The 15,919-nt window shown below is 40.2% G+C and carries 21 protein-coding genes, 1 pseudogene and 2 riboswitches; of the genes and pseudogenes, 17 read left to right on the top strand and 5 right to left on the bottom strand.

What is annotated here, in order from left to right; all coding sequences use genetic code 11:
- Positions 1–35 precede the first annotated feature (35 nt).
- Positions 36–1,103: an AbrB family transcriptional regulator gene (locus IQ19_RS23170; protein WP_144545524.1), complete on the bottom strand. Its 1,068-nt coding sequence runs from the start codon at positions 1,101–1,103 to the stop codon at positions 36–38.
- A gap of 153 nt (positions 1,104–1,256) precedes the next feature.
- On the opposite strand from IQ19_RS23170, the gene IQ19_RS23165 reads away from it, so the two are divergent.
- On the top strand, positions 1,257–1,547 hold the full coding sequence (locus IQ19_RS23165) for a hypothetical protein (protein ID WP_144545522.1): 291 nt from the start codon (positions 1,257–1,259) through the stop codon (positions 1,545–1,547).
- A 38-nt stretch (positions 1,548–1,585) separates the two neighbouring features.
- Here IQ19_RS23165 and IQ19_RS23160 read toward each other — a convergent pair whose 3' ends face one another.
- Positions 1,586–1,966: a hypothetical protein gene (locus tag IQ19_RS23160; RefSeq protein WP_144545520.1), complete on the bottom strand. Its 381-nt coding sequence runs from the start codon at positions 1,964–1,966 to the stop codon at positions 1,586–1,588.
- Positions 1,950–2,336 (bottom strand): hypothetical protein, encoded by a 387-nt coding sequence (locus IQ19_RS23155; protein ID WP_144545518.1) that lies wholly within the window; start codon positions 2,334–2,336, stop codon positions 1,950–1,952. Before IQ19_RS23155 ends, IQ19_RS23160 begins: the two co-directional genes overlap by 17 nt.
- A 218-nt stretch (positions 2,337–2,554) precedes the next feature.
- On the opposite strand from IQ19_RS23155, the gene IQ19_RS23150 reads away from it, so the two are divergent.
- Positions 2,555–3,304 carry a Cof-type HAD-IIB family hydrolase gene (locus IQ19_RS23150; protein ID WP_144545516.1) on the top strand — a complete coding sequence of 250 codons (750 nt, stop codon included), beginning with the start codon at positions 2,555–2,557 and terminating at the stop codon, positions 3,302–3,304.
- 105 nt (positions 3,305–3,409) lie between these two features.
- On the opposite strand, the gene IQ19_RS23145 is transcribed toward IQ19_RS23150, so the two are convergent.
- A complete protein-coding gene (locus IQ19_RS23145; RefSeq protein ID WP_144545514.1) occupies positions 3,410–3,862 on the bottom strand; it encodes an OsmC family protein in 453 nt (150 codons plus the stop codon).
- A 107-nt stretch (positions 3,863–3,969) separates the two neighbouring features.
- A riboswitch (TPP riboswitch) is annotated at positions 3,970–4,080 on the top strand.
- Positions 4,081–4,183: 103 nt separating this feature from the next.
- Between IQ19_RS23145 and IQ19_RS23140 the strand changes: the two are divergent.
- The 11 genes and pseudogenes from IQ19_RS23140 to IQ19_RS23085 form a co-directional block, all read left to right on the top strand.
- Positions 4,184–4,381, top strand: a pseudogene (locus tag IQ19_RS23140) (SDR family oxidoreductase); the annotation flags it as partial.
- 18 nt (positions 4,382–4,399) lie between these two features.
- The gene (thiM, locus tag IQ19_RS23135; protein ID WP_144545593.1) at positions 4,400–5,212 is read left to right on the top strand and encodes a hydroxyethylthiazole kinase; all 813 of its coding nucleotides are present in this window, start codon (positions 4,400–4,402) and stop codon (positions 5,210–5,212) included.
- Between the two features lie 13 nt (positions 5,213–5,225).
- Positions 5,226–6,050: a bifunctional hydroxymethylpyrimidine kinase/phosphomethylpyrimidine kinase gene (gene thiD / locus IQ19_RS23130; protein ID WP_144545512.1), complete on the top strand. Its 825-nt coding sequence runs from the start codon at positions 5,226–5,228 to the stop codon at positions 6,048–6,050.
- Positions 6,040–6,717, top strand: a complete 678-nt coding sequence (gene thiE / locus IQ19_RS23125) for a thiamine phosphate synthase (RefSeq protein ID WP_144545510.1) — start codon at positions 6,040–6,042, stop codon at positions 6,715–6,717. The genes thiD and thiE overlap by 11 nt, the downstream gene beginning before the upstream one ends.
- Before the next feature lie 143 nt (positions 6,718–6,860).
- A complete protein-coding gene (locus IQ19_RS23120; RefSeq protein WP_144545508.1) occupies positions 6,861–7,175 on the top strand; it encodes a hypothetical protein in 315 nt (104 codons plus the stop codon).
- Between the two features lie 469 nt (positions 7,176–7,644).
- The gene (locus IQ19_RS23115) at positions 7,645–8,400 is read left to right on the top strand and encodes an exodeoxyribonuclease III (protein ID WP_144545506.1); all 756 of its coding nucleotides are present in this window, start codon (positions 7,645–7,647) and stop codon (positions 8,398–8,400) included.
- A gap of 453 nt (positions 8,401–8,853) precedes the next feature.
- Entirely contained in the window at positions 8,854–9,153 is a 300-nt protein-coding gene (locus IQ19_RS23105; RefSeq protein WP_144545590.1) for a DUF3817 domain-containing protein, read from the top strand.
- A gap of 113 nt (positions 9,154–9,266) precedes the next feature.
- Positions 9,267–9,905: a hypothetical protein gene (locus IQ19_RS23100; RefSeq protein ID WP_144545502.1), complete on the top strand. Its 639-nt coding sequence runs from the start codon at positions 9,267–9,269 to the stop codon at positions 9,903–9,905.
- 143 nt (positions 9,906–10,048) lie between these two features.
- A complete protein-coding gene (locus tag IQ19_RS23095; RefSeq protein ID WP_144545500.1) occupies positions 10,049–11,281 on the top strand; it encodes a dicarboxylate/amino acid:cation symporter in 1,233 nt (410 codons plus the stop codon).
- A 48-nt stretch (positions 11,282–11,329) separates the two neighbouring features.
- A riboswitch (guanidine-I (ykkC/yxkD leader) is annotated at positions 11,330–11,428 on the top strand.
- Between the two features lie 67 nt (positions 11,429–11,495).
- Entirely contained in the window at positions 11,496–11,834 is a 339-nt protein-coding gene (locus IQ19_RS23090) for a DMT family transporter (protein WP_144545498.1), read from the top strand.
- Positions 11,831–12,145, top strand: a complete 315-nt coding sequence (locus IQ19_RS23085) for a DMT family transporter (protein WP_144545496.1) — start codon at positions 11,831–11,833, stop codon at positions 12,143–12,145. The genes IQ19_RS23090 and IQ19_RS23085 overlap by 4 nt, the downstream gene beginning before the upstream one ends.
- A gap of 17 nt (positions 12,146–12,162) precedes the next feature.
- Here IQ19_RS23085 and IQ19_RS23080 read toward each other — a convergent pair whose 3' ends face one another.
- Entirely contained in the window at positions 12,163–12,549 is a 387-nt protein-coding gene (locus tag IQ19_RS23080; RefSeq protein WP_144545494.1) for a hypothetical protein, read from the bottom strand.
- Positions 12,550–12,658: 109 nt separating this feature from the next.
- On the opposite strand from IQ19_RS23080, the gene IQ19_RS23075 reads away from it, so the two are divergent.
- The 4 genes from IQ19_RS23075 to IQ19_RS23060 all read left to right on the top strand — a co-directional run bounded on the left by IQ19_RS23075 (position 12,659) and on the right by IQ19_RS23060 (position 15,870).
- Positions 12,659–13,723 (top strand): undecaprenyldiphospho-muramoylpentapeptide beta-N-acetylglucosaminyltransferase, encoded by a 1,065-nt coding sequence (locus IQ19_RS23075; protein ID WP_144545492.1) that lies wholly within the window; start codon positions 12,659–12,661, stop codon positions 13,721–13,723.
- 286 nt (positions 13,724–14,009) lie between these two features.
- Positions 14,010–14,396: a DUF302 domain-containing protein gene (locus tag IQ19_RS23070; RefSeq protein WP_144545490.1), complete on the top strand. Its 387-nt coding sequence runs from the start codon at positions 14,010–14,012 to the stop codon at positions 14,394–14,396.
- Between the two features lie 217 nt (positions 14,397–14,613).
- Positions 14,614–15,462 (top strand): P-loop NTPase family protein, encoded by an 849-nt coding sequence (locus tag IQ19_RS23065; protein WP_144545488.1) that lies wholly within the window; start codon positions 14,614–14,616, stop codon positions 15,460–15,462.
- The gene (locus tag IQ19_RS23060) at positions 15,463–15,870 is read left to right on the top strand and encodes an HIT family protein (protein ID WP_144545486.1); all 408 of its coding nucleotides are present in this window, start codon (positions 15,463–15,465) and stop codon (positions 15,868–15,870) included. It abuts the gene before it with no gap.
- The last annotated feature ends 49 nt before the right edge of the window (positions 15,871–15,919 follow it).

Genomic DNA, 15,919 nt, shown 5'->3' with positions numbered 1-15,919 from the left:
AAAGGGACTGCCATTTATATAGGCAGTCCCTCTTTTTAAACAGTAGTTTTCTGCTTCTTATTCCTAAACTTGTAAAATATCCATTTTAAAAAGGGCGGAACCGCAAAAAAGATAAAAAACAATCGAAAAAGCTGGTAACCGGTTACGATTGCTAAATCGGCATGAATTTCATGGGCGATAATCGCCATTTGGTCCATTCCGCCTGGTGCGAGACTTAAAAAACTGGTGGCAGGGGAGAAGCGGAAAATCCCCATAATCAGCATACTGAACAAAAGGGAACCGCCTATGAGAAGGAGGCCGCTTAAAGCTGACAGCGAAATGGTTCTTGCTTTGTGCGGAAGTTTTTCAAGCTTCATCATCAGGCCGATATGGGCACCTATTAGCAATTGTGAAAGGTCCAGTAACTCAGGCGGCAGTTCCGGCCCCTTTATACCTGAGATAACAAGAGCCGCTGTTCCCATAATGGGTCCCAATAAGTAAGGGGTAGGCAGGCGCAGGCGCTTACTCAATATTATGCCAATAATAGAAACAAAGACAAACAGCAAAATATTCGGAAATAAATCAGTCCACAAAGGATCAGCTGCCTGCATAACCGTACCAGGCGATGCATGAAACCATGGCCCAAATATCAGGAAAGGCACGATAAAAATAATCATCGTCAACCTCGCAACCTGCATAAACGTTACAACCGTTATATCAATTTCTTTTATCTCTTCAGCCAGCAAAATCATCTGCGAAAGCCCTCCGGGAATGCTTCCGATCAAAACAGTTGGATAATTGATGCCCGATAATTTAGCGATCAAGAGAGCAGATAACGCACTGAAGAGAACCATGGAAACGGTAATGAGCAGGATAAATGGAAGCTTTTGCAGGATTAATAGCACAGCTTCTTTTGTGAAAGCAAGGCCAATACTATACCCAACAATTATGATGCCCGCATCACGCAGCTTTACAGGCCAATAAAAGGGAATGCTGCTTATGCGGCTGCCGATCATGACGGAAATCATTGCTCCAAGCAGAAAAGCGACGGGAATATGCAGCAGGGAAAATATGAATGCTCCAATAAAAGCTGTTAAAAAGGTGATAATCAAATTTTTCTTCACTAAAAAACCTTCTTTTATTTCGGTAATAGCTAAACATAGTTTTACCATATATAAACATTCAAAGAATTACAAGTTTTATACTGAAAGATTTATTCATACATATTATCAAGAGGGATTCTTTTAAAGTCAGATTAAAAGAAAGGGGGACTAATTATGCCGGAAAAATTAAGCCATCTTTTATTTATCCTTTCTTTTATTTGTTTGGGATTATTTTTACTGCTCGGATTTTCGCCTTTATATGATATTTACTTAGATAAAATAGGACAGCGTCCTTTTTCAGTACTCCTCGTTCTGACAGTAAGCGTCTTTTTCCTCAGTGTATTCGTTCTTAAAAAAGTTCAAAATTGGCAGTCAGGCTTCCATGTTCTTTTTTCGATTGTCATCACTTTATTTCTTTCAGCAGTATTGGCTATTATAATATTCTTTGGGAGGCTGTTTAGCTGATAGAAAAAGCTTGCACCAATTAAGGTACAAGCTCCTGATTATTGAGTTGGCATCCAGTTTACTTTCCATATTCCATCACTATTTTTGCTTAGACCAAATCCAAGGCCTTCTTCTTTTAAGATCGAAATATAAGCAGATGAGTCATTGATTATGACCTCTTCCAATGATGCGTTTTTCACTTTATATAATAAGGTCTGTTCTTCCGCTAAAGAAGGGGATTCGTTGATCGCATGCAGATAATCGTTCAGGGTTTTGAAGGTTTTTTCAACCTCAGGGTCATGATTAAATAGGGCATACTGGGTAAAATAGTCTTCTACTTCCTCTGCAAATAAATAAAGCTGAAATACTTCCGCCGGCGATAAACCTCTTAAAATTTCATCTTCTTTCCTTATAGAAAACTCTTTATATACGTGATTCAATGGCCCTGTAAGAACAAGTTCCTTGCCATCTTGCAAGAACAGGTGAAAAGGGAGTGGACGTTCTTTCTGGCTCTTTTGGTATTACTGCCTCTAAAATCTTTGCCTGATCATCTAAAGTATTGTATGCTCTATATTCATTAATAATAAGCGAAACTTCTTCCACTTCAACAGCAGAAGCAATGCCGAAAACCTTTTTTAGCATCTGCTGGTCTTTCTCACTAAAAGAAATTCTTGGATCCTTCCCTTCCATAAGCGGCAATTGCTCCAAAGAAGCTTGATCTGGCAGCAGAAAGACATTATCTTTTTGAAAATCAAGGGTACCTGCCACTTCAGCTTTCCCTGCAAAAACAGCAATAGAATTGCCATTCATACCCATTGATCCACTCAGCGGTAATGCCCCAGAATGCCCAAAGTGTATGGTTATAATAAAGCATGTTGCAGGTAAGATTAATAACAATAAATACAACACCGTTGGGTACTGCTTCTTCCATTGTGACCAATCTTTAAAGTCAACTTTAAAGGCTTTCCTTTGAATGGAATCATATTTCTTTATATAATGTCTTTATTGTTTAGGAAAGGGAGTTAATAATGCCAGAAAAAATGAATGCTCCGGAGATAAAATTAATCGCTCTTGATATGGATGGAACTTTGTTGAATTCGAATGACGAAATTCCAGAGGAAAACCGCGAGGCAATTCGCGAAGCAAAGGAAAAAGGAATTGAGGTTATTCTAAGTACCGGCCGTTCCAGGCTTACAGCCCGTGACCATGCGGACTCGCTTGAATTAAACTCCTATTTAATTACGGTCAATGGAAGTGAAATTTTTGGTCCGGAAGGGAATTTGATTTCGAGAACTCCAGTTAATTCTAAGGTAATGGAATGGATGTGGAATTTATCCCAAACACATAAAACCCATTTCTGGGCTACCAGCTGCGACCAGGTCTGGACCAATGAAATGCCTGAAAATATCCACGACCATGAATGGCTGAAATTTGGATTTGATATCACTGATGATGAAGTAAGGGAAATCATCCATAAAGAACTCCAATCAAAGGGTGATCTTGAAATTACCAATTCAAGCTTAACCAATATTGAAGTCAATGCACTTGGCATCAATAAAGCAAAAGGGATCCAACAGGTTACCGAAATTCTTGGCATTACCATGGGAAATGTCATGGCAATGGGTGACAGCTTAAATGATATTGCAATGATTAAGGAGTCAGGCTGGGGCGTGGCGATGGGCAATGCTCAAGAAATTGTCAAAGAAACAGCAAATGCTGTGACTGCTTCAAATGATGAAGCTGGCGTTGCCAAAGCGATTCGGAAATGGGCTTTATAAGTTTTGCAGCCGGCGTCATGCAGAAATTAGGATACATGCCTATCGCGAAATTCCTGAAGCCAGCAGCGAAAAAATAGATGATAAAGTAAACCCGCTTAAATAAATTTAAGCGGGTTTACTCATAATTTTTGCTTCCAATTCAACCTCAACATTTCCTTTAATTGCTCTGGAGATCATGCACGACGCTTCAGCTTTATGTGCCAGTTTATGTGCAAGGGAGCGGTCTTTATCGGACGCGTCTGATTTTAGAATGATCAGGGGACGATGGATGATTTTTTTGTATGTAATAATTCCATTAGTTACATCAACAATTCCGATGGATTCCATGGTAAGGTCTTCTTTTTCGAGTTTGCTTCGTTCCATCATAGCTGCAAGAGTAATAATATAACAGGTCGCAGCAGCCCCTAAAAGCATTTCATCCGGATTTGTGCCGATTCCCGGACCATCCATCTCAGGCGGAATCGATACCTTCGTTTTTAGTTGACCGGCTTCTATGCCTCCAACATCATTGCGCAATCCTGGCCAGTGTGCTTTTAAGTAAAATTGATGTTCTGCCATAAAGATACCTCCAACTTGATTAATATTACTATATAGAGGCAGCGTTTGAATTGCAATACTTTACAGAATTCATTTTTAGAGCTAAGATAAAATAGCCAACTTAATAGTTTTACTGCTAGGGGTGCCCGATGCGCGGGCTGAGAAAGAAACCAATCTGTTTTTTACCCTTCGGACCTGATCTGGATTATGCCAGCGTAGGAAAGTAGTGATAGCGGGAACGATTGTTCTTACTCTTATATTATTCAACCAGGTCCATTAAAGGATCTGGTTTTTATTTTGCCTGAAAAAAGCAGATAACTAGGTTGAACACATCATTGTTTAGGGGGATTATTAAAAACCACAGACGCTAGCGCAGCAACTTAAAAAGAAGTCTTCGAAATGATCGAAAACTCGACGCCATTGAAAAAGATTACCGATCCGGCAGAGGTAGCTGATGCAATTGTATTTTTCGCATCGCCATGGGCAAGGGCGGTTACAGGCCAGAACCTTGTCGTTGACGTCGGACTTGTCATGAACTAAATGTAAGGGGGAATAATGATGAATAATTACGAAATTAGCAGTCTTTTAGAAAAAGTAAGAGCAATTAATCCGCTGGTACATAATATTACAAATGTTGTGGTGACTAATTTTACCGCAAATGGACTCTTGGCAATCGGTGCTTCACCTGTTATGGCTTATGCACATGAAGAGGTAGCGGATATGGCGAAAATAGCGGGAGCATTGGTTCTGAACATGGGCACCCTTACCCAAAAAGAGGTGAAAAGTATGCTTATCGCAGGAAGCTCAGCGAACGAGCATGGGGTTCCTGTTATCTTTGACCCAGTGGGTGTTGGGGCAACTCCTTACCGGACAGAAACCGCAAAAAGAATATTAGGAGAATTAAATATTTCGATAATAAGAGGGAATGCTGCTGAAATAGCCAATGCCGCCGGCCATCAATGGGAAATAAAAGGGGTAGACGCTGGGGAAGCCCAAGGGAACACGATTGAACTTGCAGGAACGGTGGCAAAAGAGCTAGGATCCGTTGCCGTCATAACTGGGAAACAGGATGTTGTTTCAGATGGAACTTTAACATACACCATAAACAACGGCCATCCCTATCTTACGAAGGTAACTGGTGCGGGGTGCCTGTTGACCTCAGTAATAGGTGCATTTTCTGCTGTAGATAAGGACCCAGTTAAAGCGTCCGTTGCTGCATTGGTTGTATACGGTGCTGCAGCTGAGATGGCAGCAGAAGCTGCGAATGATAAAGGCCCCGGTACTTTCCAAATTGAGTTTTTAAATAGCTTATATAACATTACAGCTTCAGATATTGAAGCTCGCGGTTCTTTTGAAAAAATCAGCAAGTAGGGAGGCAGTTAAAATGAAGGTGAACAAAGCATTGACAATTGCTGGATCGGATAGCGGAGGCGGTGCCGGAATTCAGGCTGACTTAAAAACATTCCAGGAACTTGGGGTTTTTGGCATGTCAGCATTGACAGCAGTTACTGCACAAAATACGAAAGGCGTTCAAGATGTTTATCCGATGTCTGCGGAAGCGGTCGTTGCTCAAATCACTTCCATCGGAGAAGATCTTGCACCAGACGCAGTCAAAACGGGAATGCTTTTTAACGCAGAAATCATAGAGGGAGTATCCCGTGAGATTGCCCGGTATAAATGGAGAAATGTTGTCATTGATCCAGTGATGATAGCAAAAGGCGGAGCAAGCCTGCTGCAGAAAGAGGCCATATCTTCCATGAAGGAATACCTGATCCCTCTTTCGATGGTCATCACGCCAAATATCCCGGAGGCAGAGGTACTAACGGGGCTTACGATTAAAACAGATCAGGATAAAAAAGATGCAGCAAGGAAGCTGCATGATATCGGCGCTAGAAATGTTATGATAAAAGGCGGCCATGATGAGTCCGGAAACGATGCAACGGACCTTTTATTTAATGGGCAGAACTTTTATGAGTTTAGGAGTAAGAGGATACAAACGGTTAATACACATGGAACCGGCTGCACTTTTTCGGCAGCTATAACTGCAGGACTTGCGGAAGGATTGACTGTTTTAAATGCTGTGGAGTGCGCCAAGAAGTTTATCCAAGCTGCTATTGAAGATGACCTGCAGCTGGGCAGCGGGCATGGACCTACGAATCATTGGGCCTATAACCGGCGGAAAAAGGAGACTCTTGTTCATGGCAGTTAAATCGGCAAAAATGAGAGAATTACTAAGACTCTATTTTATTATGGGCAGTGCAAACTGCTCCGATAATCCGGAAGAAGTTCTGCGATCTGCAATTAAGGGGGGTATTACTCTCTTTCAATTCCGCGAAAAAGGAAAAGGGTGTTTTCAAGGTGAAGAAAAGCTTCACCTGGCAAAAAGGCTACAATCGATCTGCCGGGAAAACCATATTCCTTTTATTGTAAACGATGATATTGAGCTTGCACTTGAAATCGATGCAGATGGCGTCCATATCGGCCAGGAAGACGAACCGGCTAGTGTGGTTCGTAAAAAAATAGGCAATAAAATTCTTGGTGTGTCTGCCCATAATTTGGGTGAAGCAAAGAAAGCAATCGATGAAGGAGCAGACTATCTTGGAATCGGCCCGATCTATCCGACTTCCACAAAGGAAGACGCGAAAGCCGTTCAGGGCCTGAGTTTTATTAGAGAATTGAAAAACGCGAATATTAATATTCCGATTGTTGGAATAGGCGGCATTACAGCAGAGAATGCAGCTCCGATTATCGGTACGAGGGCAGACGGTGTTTCGGTGATCACGGCAATTAGCCAAGCCGATTCTCCGGAAGCATCTGCACGAATGCTATATAAAGCGGTTCATATTGAAGGAAATAAGCAAAAAAATGCCCATTGAGTTGGGCATTTTTGTATTTTTGCAAATTTACTCAAGAGCTCAAAATCCTCCATTATTTTCGATTAAAAACGTTTGAGGCCATCCCGTTTAACCCATTCTAATGAGGGTAGCTTTTTAACAAACAAGAAATAGAGGGATGGATTTTGACAAAATGGATGCTAGTCGGTCTCTATATCCAAGGATCAATTTTAATGCTTATTGTGTACTATGGTTTTTTCACCGGTCTGGTTGCTGCGGAAACCAAAATTACAGAAATTGAAGGGAAAGTGGAAGAAAAATATCTCCAAGCTTCAATCGATAATTACTTGAGCAATTATGATGTGCACCAGGAATACTGGATTCGTCTGGAAAGTGGAGATTCCGTTAAGCTAACGGCCTCTTTGTACCAAGGAATTCAGCCGGGAGAAAACATCAAATTGGTGCAGCTGAATGCCGGAACCATGATTTTTAAGAAATAGGTACTGCTTCATAGCAGGCCTATTTTTTATGCCATGCTTACCTTATCTGAATATTTTTTATATTTCACAATAGTATTATTGCTGTTTGGTCAACCAGGGGCGGGGGTGAGTTATTGAACGTTTTAAAATGGGTCTTTACGAACAAACAGACACTTTCCGAATTTCTAGCGGTGAGTGTGCTTTATTTTTTTGTATTGCTATTTCTGGATTCTTTAAAATGAAATCTCCTGTTTGCACTTGTTTTCATCATTTCAGTCCTGTTTCTAGCTAGATTGCTTGAATCGGGAATTTCGTGGGCGATTGGCGATCGTAACCAGGAGGTCCCCAAAAAATATTATATCGCTATGTTTTGAATTGTACCGGTATTGTCGATCATGGTGCGGGCAATAATGCTTTAAGTGTGCAGTGGAGCTTTATCCATGGTAATCTGATAGTCTGGTAGATTTTCAACGTAAGGAGATTTAATGTAATGAAACTTGTTTCCTGGAATGTGAATGGAATTAGAGCCTGCGTGAAAAAAGGCTTTATAGATTACTTTAATGATGTGGATGCAGATATTTTTTGCATCCAGGAATCCAAATTGCAGGAGGGTCAGATTGACCTCATTCTCGAAGGTTACCATCAGTATTGGAATTATGCGATTAAGAAGGGATACTCGGGTACTGCCGTCTTCACAAAAAAAGAACCGCTTTCGGTCCGGTATGGCTTAGGCGACAGTGAAACAGAGCCGGAAGGCAGAATACTAACTCTTGAGTATGAAGAGTTTTATCTTGTGAATGTGTATACACCTAACTCTCAGCGGGATTTGGCCCGGCTTCCTTACCGTCTTGAGTGGGAAGAACGGATCCGTGAATATCTGCTTGAGCTTGATCAGGTAAGGCCTGTCATTCTCTGTGGAGATTTAAATGTTGCCCATCAGGATATTGATTTAAAAAATGCAAAGTCTAATCGCGGCAATTCAGGTTTTACAGATGAAGAACGAGGAAAAATGACAGGTTTGCTGCATTCAGGTTTTGTTGATTCATTCCGTTACAAGTATCCGGAGGCAGAGGGCGCTTATACCTGGTGGTCATACATGGCGAAGGTGCGCGAACGGAATATCGGATGGCGGATCGATTATTTCATTGTTTCCGAGAGACTCCAAGAGATGATTAATGATGCTCAAATTCACTGTGATATAATGGGCAGCGACCATTGCCCGATTGCGCTTGAACTAGATCTTTAAGATGCAACCCCCCCGCATAAAAGCAGGGGGTTTTTATTTTTGAAAATCAGGCAATACTTTTATTACTATTTCAAAAAGGGCTGGTAAGATGAACAAAACAGAAATGCTGAAGCTTTTTGTTCTTATAGAAAGGGTATATCCGGGCTTTCGGATTAAAAATGATATCGTCCACTATTATTTTGGACTATGCCAGGACATGGACTTCAAACTAGCAATGGATTGCATTAAAGAACATATTAGAAGAAGTCCATATCCACCGTCAATCCACTATATAGCGGCTAATAGCTTGGGGAATAAATATACGCCAATAAGTTTTGAAGCTTGCACTTGGCACGAAGAGTACATCCTGACTAATGATATTTCTTAAAATAATCCTGCTCTGGTATCCGCCTAAAATACAATGCTATAATACACGGGTATGGATAAAAAGAAATGAAGGTTGAGGTCGCTTTTATGCTGAAAACACCGATCGGAAAATTCAGATTCATGGGCTTTCTTGAAGGAGGATCTTTGCTGCTCCTCTTATTTATAGCCATGCCGCTTAAATATGCTGCAGGTATTCCGGAGGCTGTCAGAGTTGTCGGCTCTCTGCACGGGTTCCTGTTCATCACTTATCTTTTGGTCATTGCCTACACGACTTTTAAAACAAGGTGGTCGCTAAAATGGGCTGCCAGTGCAGTAGCAGTGGCATTTATACCATTTGGCAATTTTATTTTGGACATCTTTTTGAAAAAATCATCGTTAACAGATTAATAGAAATAGAGGCGGCCTGCGAAATGCAGGCTTTTTCAATTTCCAAATTATTTACAAACTATTCCAAATGATATGTTAAGGTAAAAGGAAGAAAACTGACAAGGAGTTATTGGATGGAAGATGAATTGCTATTCTATTATTTATTTATGATTTCAGGTATTTTTATATTTTTAGGGGCTGTGTACGATGGATTTAGAATTCAGCGCCAAAGGGGAATTATGTCAGAATCATGGGTGCTTCCGCTTATTCTCTTTATGGTTGGGCTCGCCCAGCCTTTTTTAGGGATTAAAATTTTTTCATTAAATCCTTCGATATTTTTTCTTATAATTGTGCTTTCCGCTATCATATACCTTTTCATCCAAATATCCATGAAAGGCCAGGTTTTTGTCATCCATGAGACGGACAGGGAGACCTTGGTGAAAAGAATCCGTCGTGAATTAGACCTCTTTTCGATTCATTATGAAGAAGAAGAAAAGCTGAATAATAAAGAGTATGTTTTTACGCTTACTGAGGAAGATGCAGCCCTAAAAGTTAGCTGGCGTGGTGAAGAAAAGCAAAAGCATATTTATAAATTAAGCTTTAAAAAATGGTGGCGTATTTATCATTACATAGAAATTAGAGAGAATATAATTGAATTTTATAAGGAGGAAAGAGACGGACAGATATTCTGGAAGCAAATACTGGGGAATGCAGGCAACGGGGCACTTATTTTAGGGATAATGATCTTTATGTTTTTCACAATTAAACCGTGATAATAATAAACCCTTGCAGACAAATGCTGCGGGGGTTTTAGTTTCCAAGCTTGCCAGCTTAATAAACTGCATAATCTAGTCAAGTCTTGAATAACCATTTTAATGTAAGCGCTTTCTAATACTTTTGTAAAGGGAGGTTGATTATGTCTTTGACCAGGAAGATTCTTATCGGTATGGGCTTGGGTATTGTAGTTGGCTTGATTTTGAACTTGGCATTGCCTGGGTGGTATGACGCCGCTTCCACGTATGTACTGGTACCTTTAGGGAAAATATTCGTCAACCTGATTAAAATGCTTGTCGTTCCGATTGTCATTGTATCTTTAATTTTGGGAACTGCCGGAATTAGCGATCCGAAAAAGCTTAGCCAGATTGGCGGAAAAACGATCTTATTCTTTCTTATTACAACGGCAATTGCCCTCATTTTGGCTTTGGGAGCCGGAATGTTGTTCCAGCCAGGAGCTGGCGATTTCCAGCTTGATGGAGCGAATTTCGAGGAAAAGGAAGCTCCAGCTGTTATTGAAACGCTCGTTAATATTATTCCTGCAAATCCGTTTGGTGCCATGGTACAGGAATCCATGCTTCAAATTATTGCTTTCTCTATTTTTATCGGGTACGGACTATCCAGACTGGGAGACAAAGTATCAGGTGTACTCCGTCTTATTGAACAAGCGAATGAGGTATTAATGTATCTTGTCCAGGCTATTATGAAATTTGCCCCGTATGGCGCTTTTGGCTTGATTGCTGTTGCCATTGGCGGACAGGGCATGGATGCGATTATGGCAATGGGCAAATATATGTTTGCCGTCCTTTTTGTGCTATTGCTTCATTTAGTTATCACATATGGTTCTGCGATATCCTTCCTTGGAAAAATGAATCCTATCCATTTCATAAAAGAATTCTCTCCGGCAATGGTTGTAGCTTTTAGTACTTCGAGCAGCTCAGCCACACTGCCCATTTCCATGAAAACAGCCCAAAATAATCTCGGCGTTTCAAAAACCGTCAGCAGCTTTGTTCAGCCTCTCGGTGCAACGATTAATATGGACGGAACCGCGATCATGCAAGGAGTCGCAACCATTTTCATTGCCCAGGTATACGGCGTAGAATTAGGGTTAGGGCAATTGCTCACCGTCATTTTAACAGCTACGCTGGCAAGTATTGGAACTGCGGGTGTGCCTGGCGTCGGGTTAATCATGCTTTCAATGGTCCTTACATCTGTTGGACTTCCTGTTGAAGCGATTGCTCTTGTATTAGGAGTCGACCGTCTTCTTGATATGTGCAGAACAGCTGTTAACATTACTGGAGATGCAGCATGTGCTGTCATCATTGAGAGAGGAGAAGAGTCAGGAGCATCAGATTCAAATGAAGTAACCGCATAGTTTCTTGAGAAGACATCTGATTTTTGTTATAATACTAACAAATTTAATAAAAAGGTTTTCTAGGGTTCCGCAGCAACTGCTGGCCTGGTCCGAGAGAAAACTCACAGCTGTGAAGCTGTGCCACGGAAGGATAAAAGCCTGGGAGATACTGTTTAACAGATATCTTCCGGGCTTTTTGTTTTGAGAGATAATAGGTTGGAAGGGAGTTACTAAAATGCATTGGTTAAAAGTCTTTATCGCCGCATTCTTTGAAGTGTTTTGGGTCATCGGTTTAAAGCATGCGGATGATCCTTTAACATGGACAGGTACGATATTTAGTATTGCGGTAAGTTTTTATTTAATGATTATGGCAGGCAAGGTGCTGCCGGTTGGCACGGTTTATGCTGTTTTTGTGGGATTAGGTACAGCAGGTACTGTTCTATCCGAAATTATTTTTTTCGAAGAGCCTTTGAAATTATCCAAAATGATTCTTGTACTGATTTTATTGATTGGTGTACTTGGATTAAAGCTGGTGACAGGTGATGAAGAATCGGAAGGAGCTGAAACATCATGAGCTGGGTTTATCTTATCCTTGCAGGTTTATTTGAAATGACTGGAGTAGCTATGATCAACAGCTTGCATAAGAACCGGAATTGGCAGTCTCTTATCCTTCTTTTTGGCGGTTTCGGCGCCAGCTTTCTTTTCCTCGCTCTTGCTATGAAAGAACTGCCAATGGGAACTGCCTATGCTGTTTGGACAGGCATTGGTGCTTCCGGTGGGGCCATCCTTGGCATGATTTTTTACGGAGAGCCAAAGGATGCCAAAAGAATATTCTTTATTGCATTAGTGCTTGGTTCTGCTATCGGATTGAAGTTAATTTCCTAAAAAAGTGGCCGGTATAATCATCGGCCTCTTTCATTTGGCAAACTGAATAGAACATATTTGCCAGTCCACATTTGGCTGTTTACAATAAGCGTCTCTCCGCCTTTTTCAAAAAAGAAACCTGCTCCGTTTTGCTCAATAAAGCTCCAGCCGCTTTCCGCCATCTTTTCTTTCATTAGGTCATACCCTTTTCCTTGTTCCATTTGTGCCACATACCAAACTGTGTTGTTTTCCTCTGCAAGCTTCGTAACTTTGCGGACGCTTTTTTCTCCTTTCGCTGCTGCTTCACGCTTCGTAATCGATTCGATCGGAAGGTCGGGGTAATAAATTTTTGAGTAAAATAAGGATCCTGCTAAGGCTGCAAACAAAACGATGAACGAGATAATCCATTTCTTTAAAAGTCTCACTCCTTCAAAACAATAACCTTTTAATTCAACAGGAACCCAGTTTTTACCTTCTCTTGCAACTCAGCATAAATTATAATAGTGATATTAAATCTTTATAGGCAGGTATAAAATGAACAAACAATCAATCGTTTTTACAGGCGGCGGTTCTGCAGGTCATGTGACCCCAAATATCGCCATAATAAATGAACTATCAAAAAATGAATGGAAGGTCCATTATATAGGCTCGAAAAAAGGCATAGAAAAAGAGTTGATTACAAAAATGGGGCTTCCTTATTACGGGATAAGCAGCGGAAAACTTCGAAGATATATGGATGCAGAAAATGTGAAGGATGTTTTTCGTGTTTTAAAAGGGATTATGGAAGCAAGAAGCTTACTGAAAAAAATAAACCCAAAGCTTGTTTTTTCAAAGGGCGGCTTTGTTTCTGTTCCCGTTATCATTGCCGCCAGCTCTTTAAAAATCCCTATTTATATTCATGAAAGCGATTTGACTCCAGGGTTGGCCAATAAAATTTCCCAGCGTTTTTCCACAAAAATCTTCACCTCTTTTGAAGAGGCAGCAAAGCATTTTCCAGCTAATAAAACGGTCGTAATCGGATCTCCTATCAGGAAAGAGATTTTTTCTGGTGATAAGGAAAGAGGAAAAAAGTATCTTGGTTTTACAAAAGAACGGCCAATTTTGACGGTAATGGGGGGAAGCTTGGGAGCTAAAAAAATAAATGAAACAGTAAGGGATTCACTTCAGGAGCTCACCGCCAAATACCAAATCGTCCACCTATGCGGAAAAGGGCAAAAAGATGACAGTTTAGATAACACCACAAGCTATCGGCAATTCGAGTATGTAAACGAAGAGCTGTCTGATATCCTGGCAGCTACCGACACAATCGTTACAAGGGGAGGGTCAAATGCCATTTTTGAATTTCTGGCTTTGAAAATCCCCATGCTTATAATACCTCTGACAAAAAAACAAAGCAGAGGCGACCAGATTTTAAATGCGGAAGCTTTTACAAAAAAAGGCTACTCATTGACATTGGACGAAGAGAAATTAACTAAAAACAGTCTTATTGAATCATTGGAAAACCTCGAAAAAAACCGGGAAAAAATCATTAGCATGCAAACCTCCCCAATGGGAGATGCACTATCTGTCCTAATTAAAGAAATACAAAGTAATCGTTAAACTTGATATATATTTCAACAAGAATACAGTCGTCATAGACGGCCAAGGCGACGACACCAAAAAGACTTCCACAAGAACAGTCTCCTAAACCAAAATAACCGTACATTAAAGCAGCTTTCGAAACCCGTGATTTTTCCCCTGCGTCCCTTAGCTAAATAACATCGTCCTATATCTTCCTTCGTAAAAATGGACACCGGTGTTTATATTAAAAACGATGGGGTAGAGGGTAATACCCTATTTAGTATGTGGGTTAATTAAAACAAATATGTTAATAAAGGTGGTTGCTATGAACTTTGCTTATACGGTAGAAACAAACAAATCCATTGAGGAAGCAATTTCGGAACTGGAAAAGCAGCTGAAGGAAGAAAAGTTTGGCGTATTATGGATGTTTGATATTAAAGAAAAGCTTGGAGAAAAGGGCTTCGAGCTGGATGAGGAGTATAAGGTACTTGAGGTCTGCAATCCCAAGGAAGCTGAGCGCGTTCTGAAAGAAGAAAAAATGGCTGGCTATTTCCTTCCTTGTAAAATCGTTGTTTACAAAGAAGGCGGCCAAACGAAAATTGGCTTGCCAAAGCCGACTGCGCTTATCAGCATGATTGATAATCAAAATTTAAAAGAGATGGCAGCTGACATCGAGAACCGCCTGATTGGCTGCCTGGATAAATCAATCTAAGTACTGGTCAATCTGGGAGTTTCTTCCCTGTATTCTTTATTACGTTTTTAAAAATAGTTAAAAATAGGTGTCCATTCCATTGAAGAGCTTGTTAGTACGGTATGCGGTAAGATAAAAAAACATATTATACAACAGACAAACAGCCTTTAAGTGCTGTTTGTTTTTTTATTTATGTATTACAATATAGGAAGAATTTAGAACATTTTGAAGGTGATTTATGAATACAAAATTAATTTTAATTGAAGGGCTTCCCGGTTCTGGTAAATCGACAACCGCCTTAATGGCAGCTGAAATTTTGAAACAAAAAGGGATTGAAACAAATCTATTTTTAGAGGGAAATCTCGACCACCCTGCCGATTTTGATGGGGTCGCTTATTTTTCAAAAAGAGAGTGGCATAGCCTGTTAGCAGATTTTCCATCCATAAAAGTCCTTCTTAATGAAAAAGGATTTCAAAAGGATGATGGATATTTCTTGCCATATCAAAAGTTGGGAAGCAGCACTCCGGATGGTTTTTTTGAAAGAGTCTTTAAACATGACATCTATGAACTTCCACTGGATTTGAACATTAAGCTTATTACGGAAAATTGGAAACGGTTTGGAGAGCTTGCCACGAAGGAAAACAAGGTTTATATTTTTGAGTGCTGTTTTATCCAAAATCCGGTTACGGTTGGGATGGTTAAATACGGTGCGTCAAATAAAATGGTCAAAGATTATGTTTTGAAACTCCAAAAATCAATAAGAGAACTTAATCCAGTTTTAATTTATATCAATCAAATGGACCTAGGTTATTCCTTCAAAAAAGCCATCAAAGAACGGCCGCAAAGCTGGTCGGAAGATTTTATCAACTATTATATAAATCAAGGCCATGGCAAGTTGAACCATTTAGCAGGAGTGGAAGGCACTATAAAAGTACTGGAAGCGAGAAGAGAACTAGAATCGGAAATACTTAATGAGTTATCTATAAGAAAATCAATAGTTGATAACTCTTCTTTCGATAAGATCCTACATAAAAGCAAAATTGAAGCTTTGTTGACCAACCATCTTAATCGGAAAGGAAATGATTAGATGACCAATCAGGAGAATTGCCCATTTTGCTCCCCTCATAGAGATCCAGATCAGCATATTATTTTTGAAAACAATACATGTTATTTCCTTCAGCATAATAAGGAGCAGGATGTATTAGAGGGAAGCGGAGTCATTGTGCCTAAAGCCCACCATAAAGATGCCTTTCACTTAACTGCTGAAGAGTGGAACGATACAAATGAATTATTGCAAAAAGCAAAGGAATACGTTGATAAAAAATTCTCACCGGATGGCTACACTCTTGGCTGGAATGTTGGTCAGGCATCTAACCAAACCATCTTGCACAGTCATCTTCACGTTATCCCAAGATATAATGATGAGCCGCATGCGGGTAAAGGGTTAAGGCATTGGCTTAAGAAACCGGATAATAAAAGAGCAGCAGTGAAATAAGATCTAAAAAAAACACACAGCTTCTTTTAACTGTGTGTTTTTTACTAGA

The sequence above is a fragment of the Cytobacillus oceanisediminis genome, from assembly GCF_007830235.1.
Lineage (GTDB): Bacteria > Bacillota > Bacilli > Bacillales > Cytobacillaceae > Cytobacillus > Cytobacillus oceanisediminis.
This window is presented reverse-complemented; position numbering and strand designations above follow the sequence as displayed.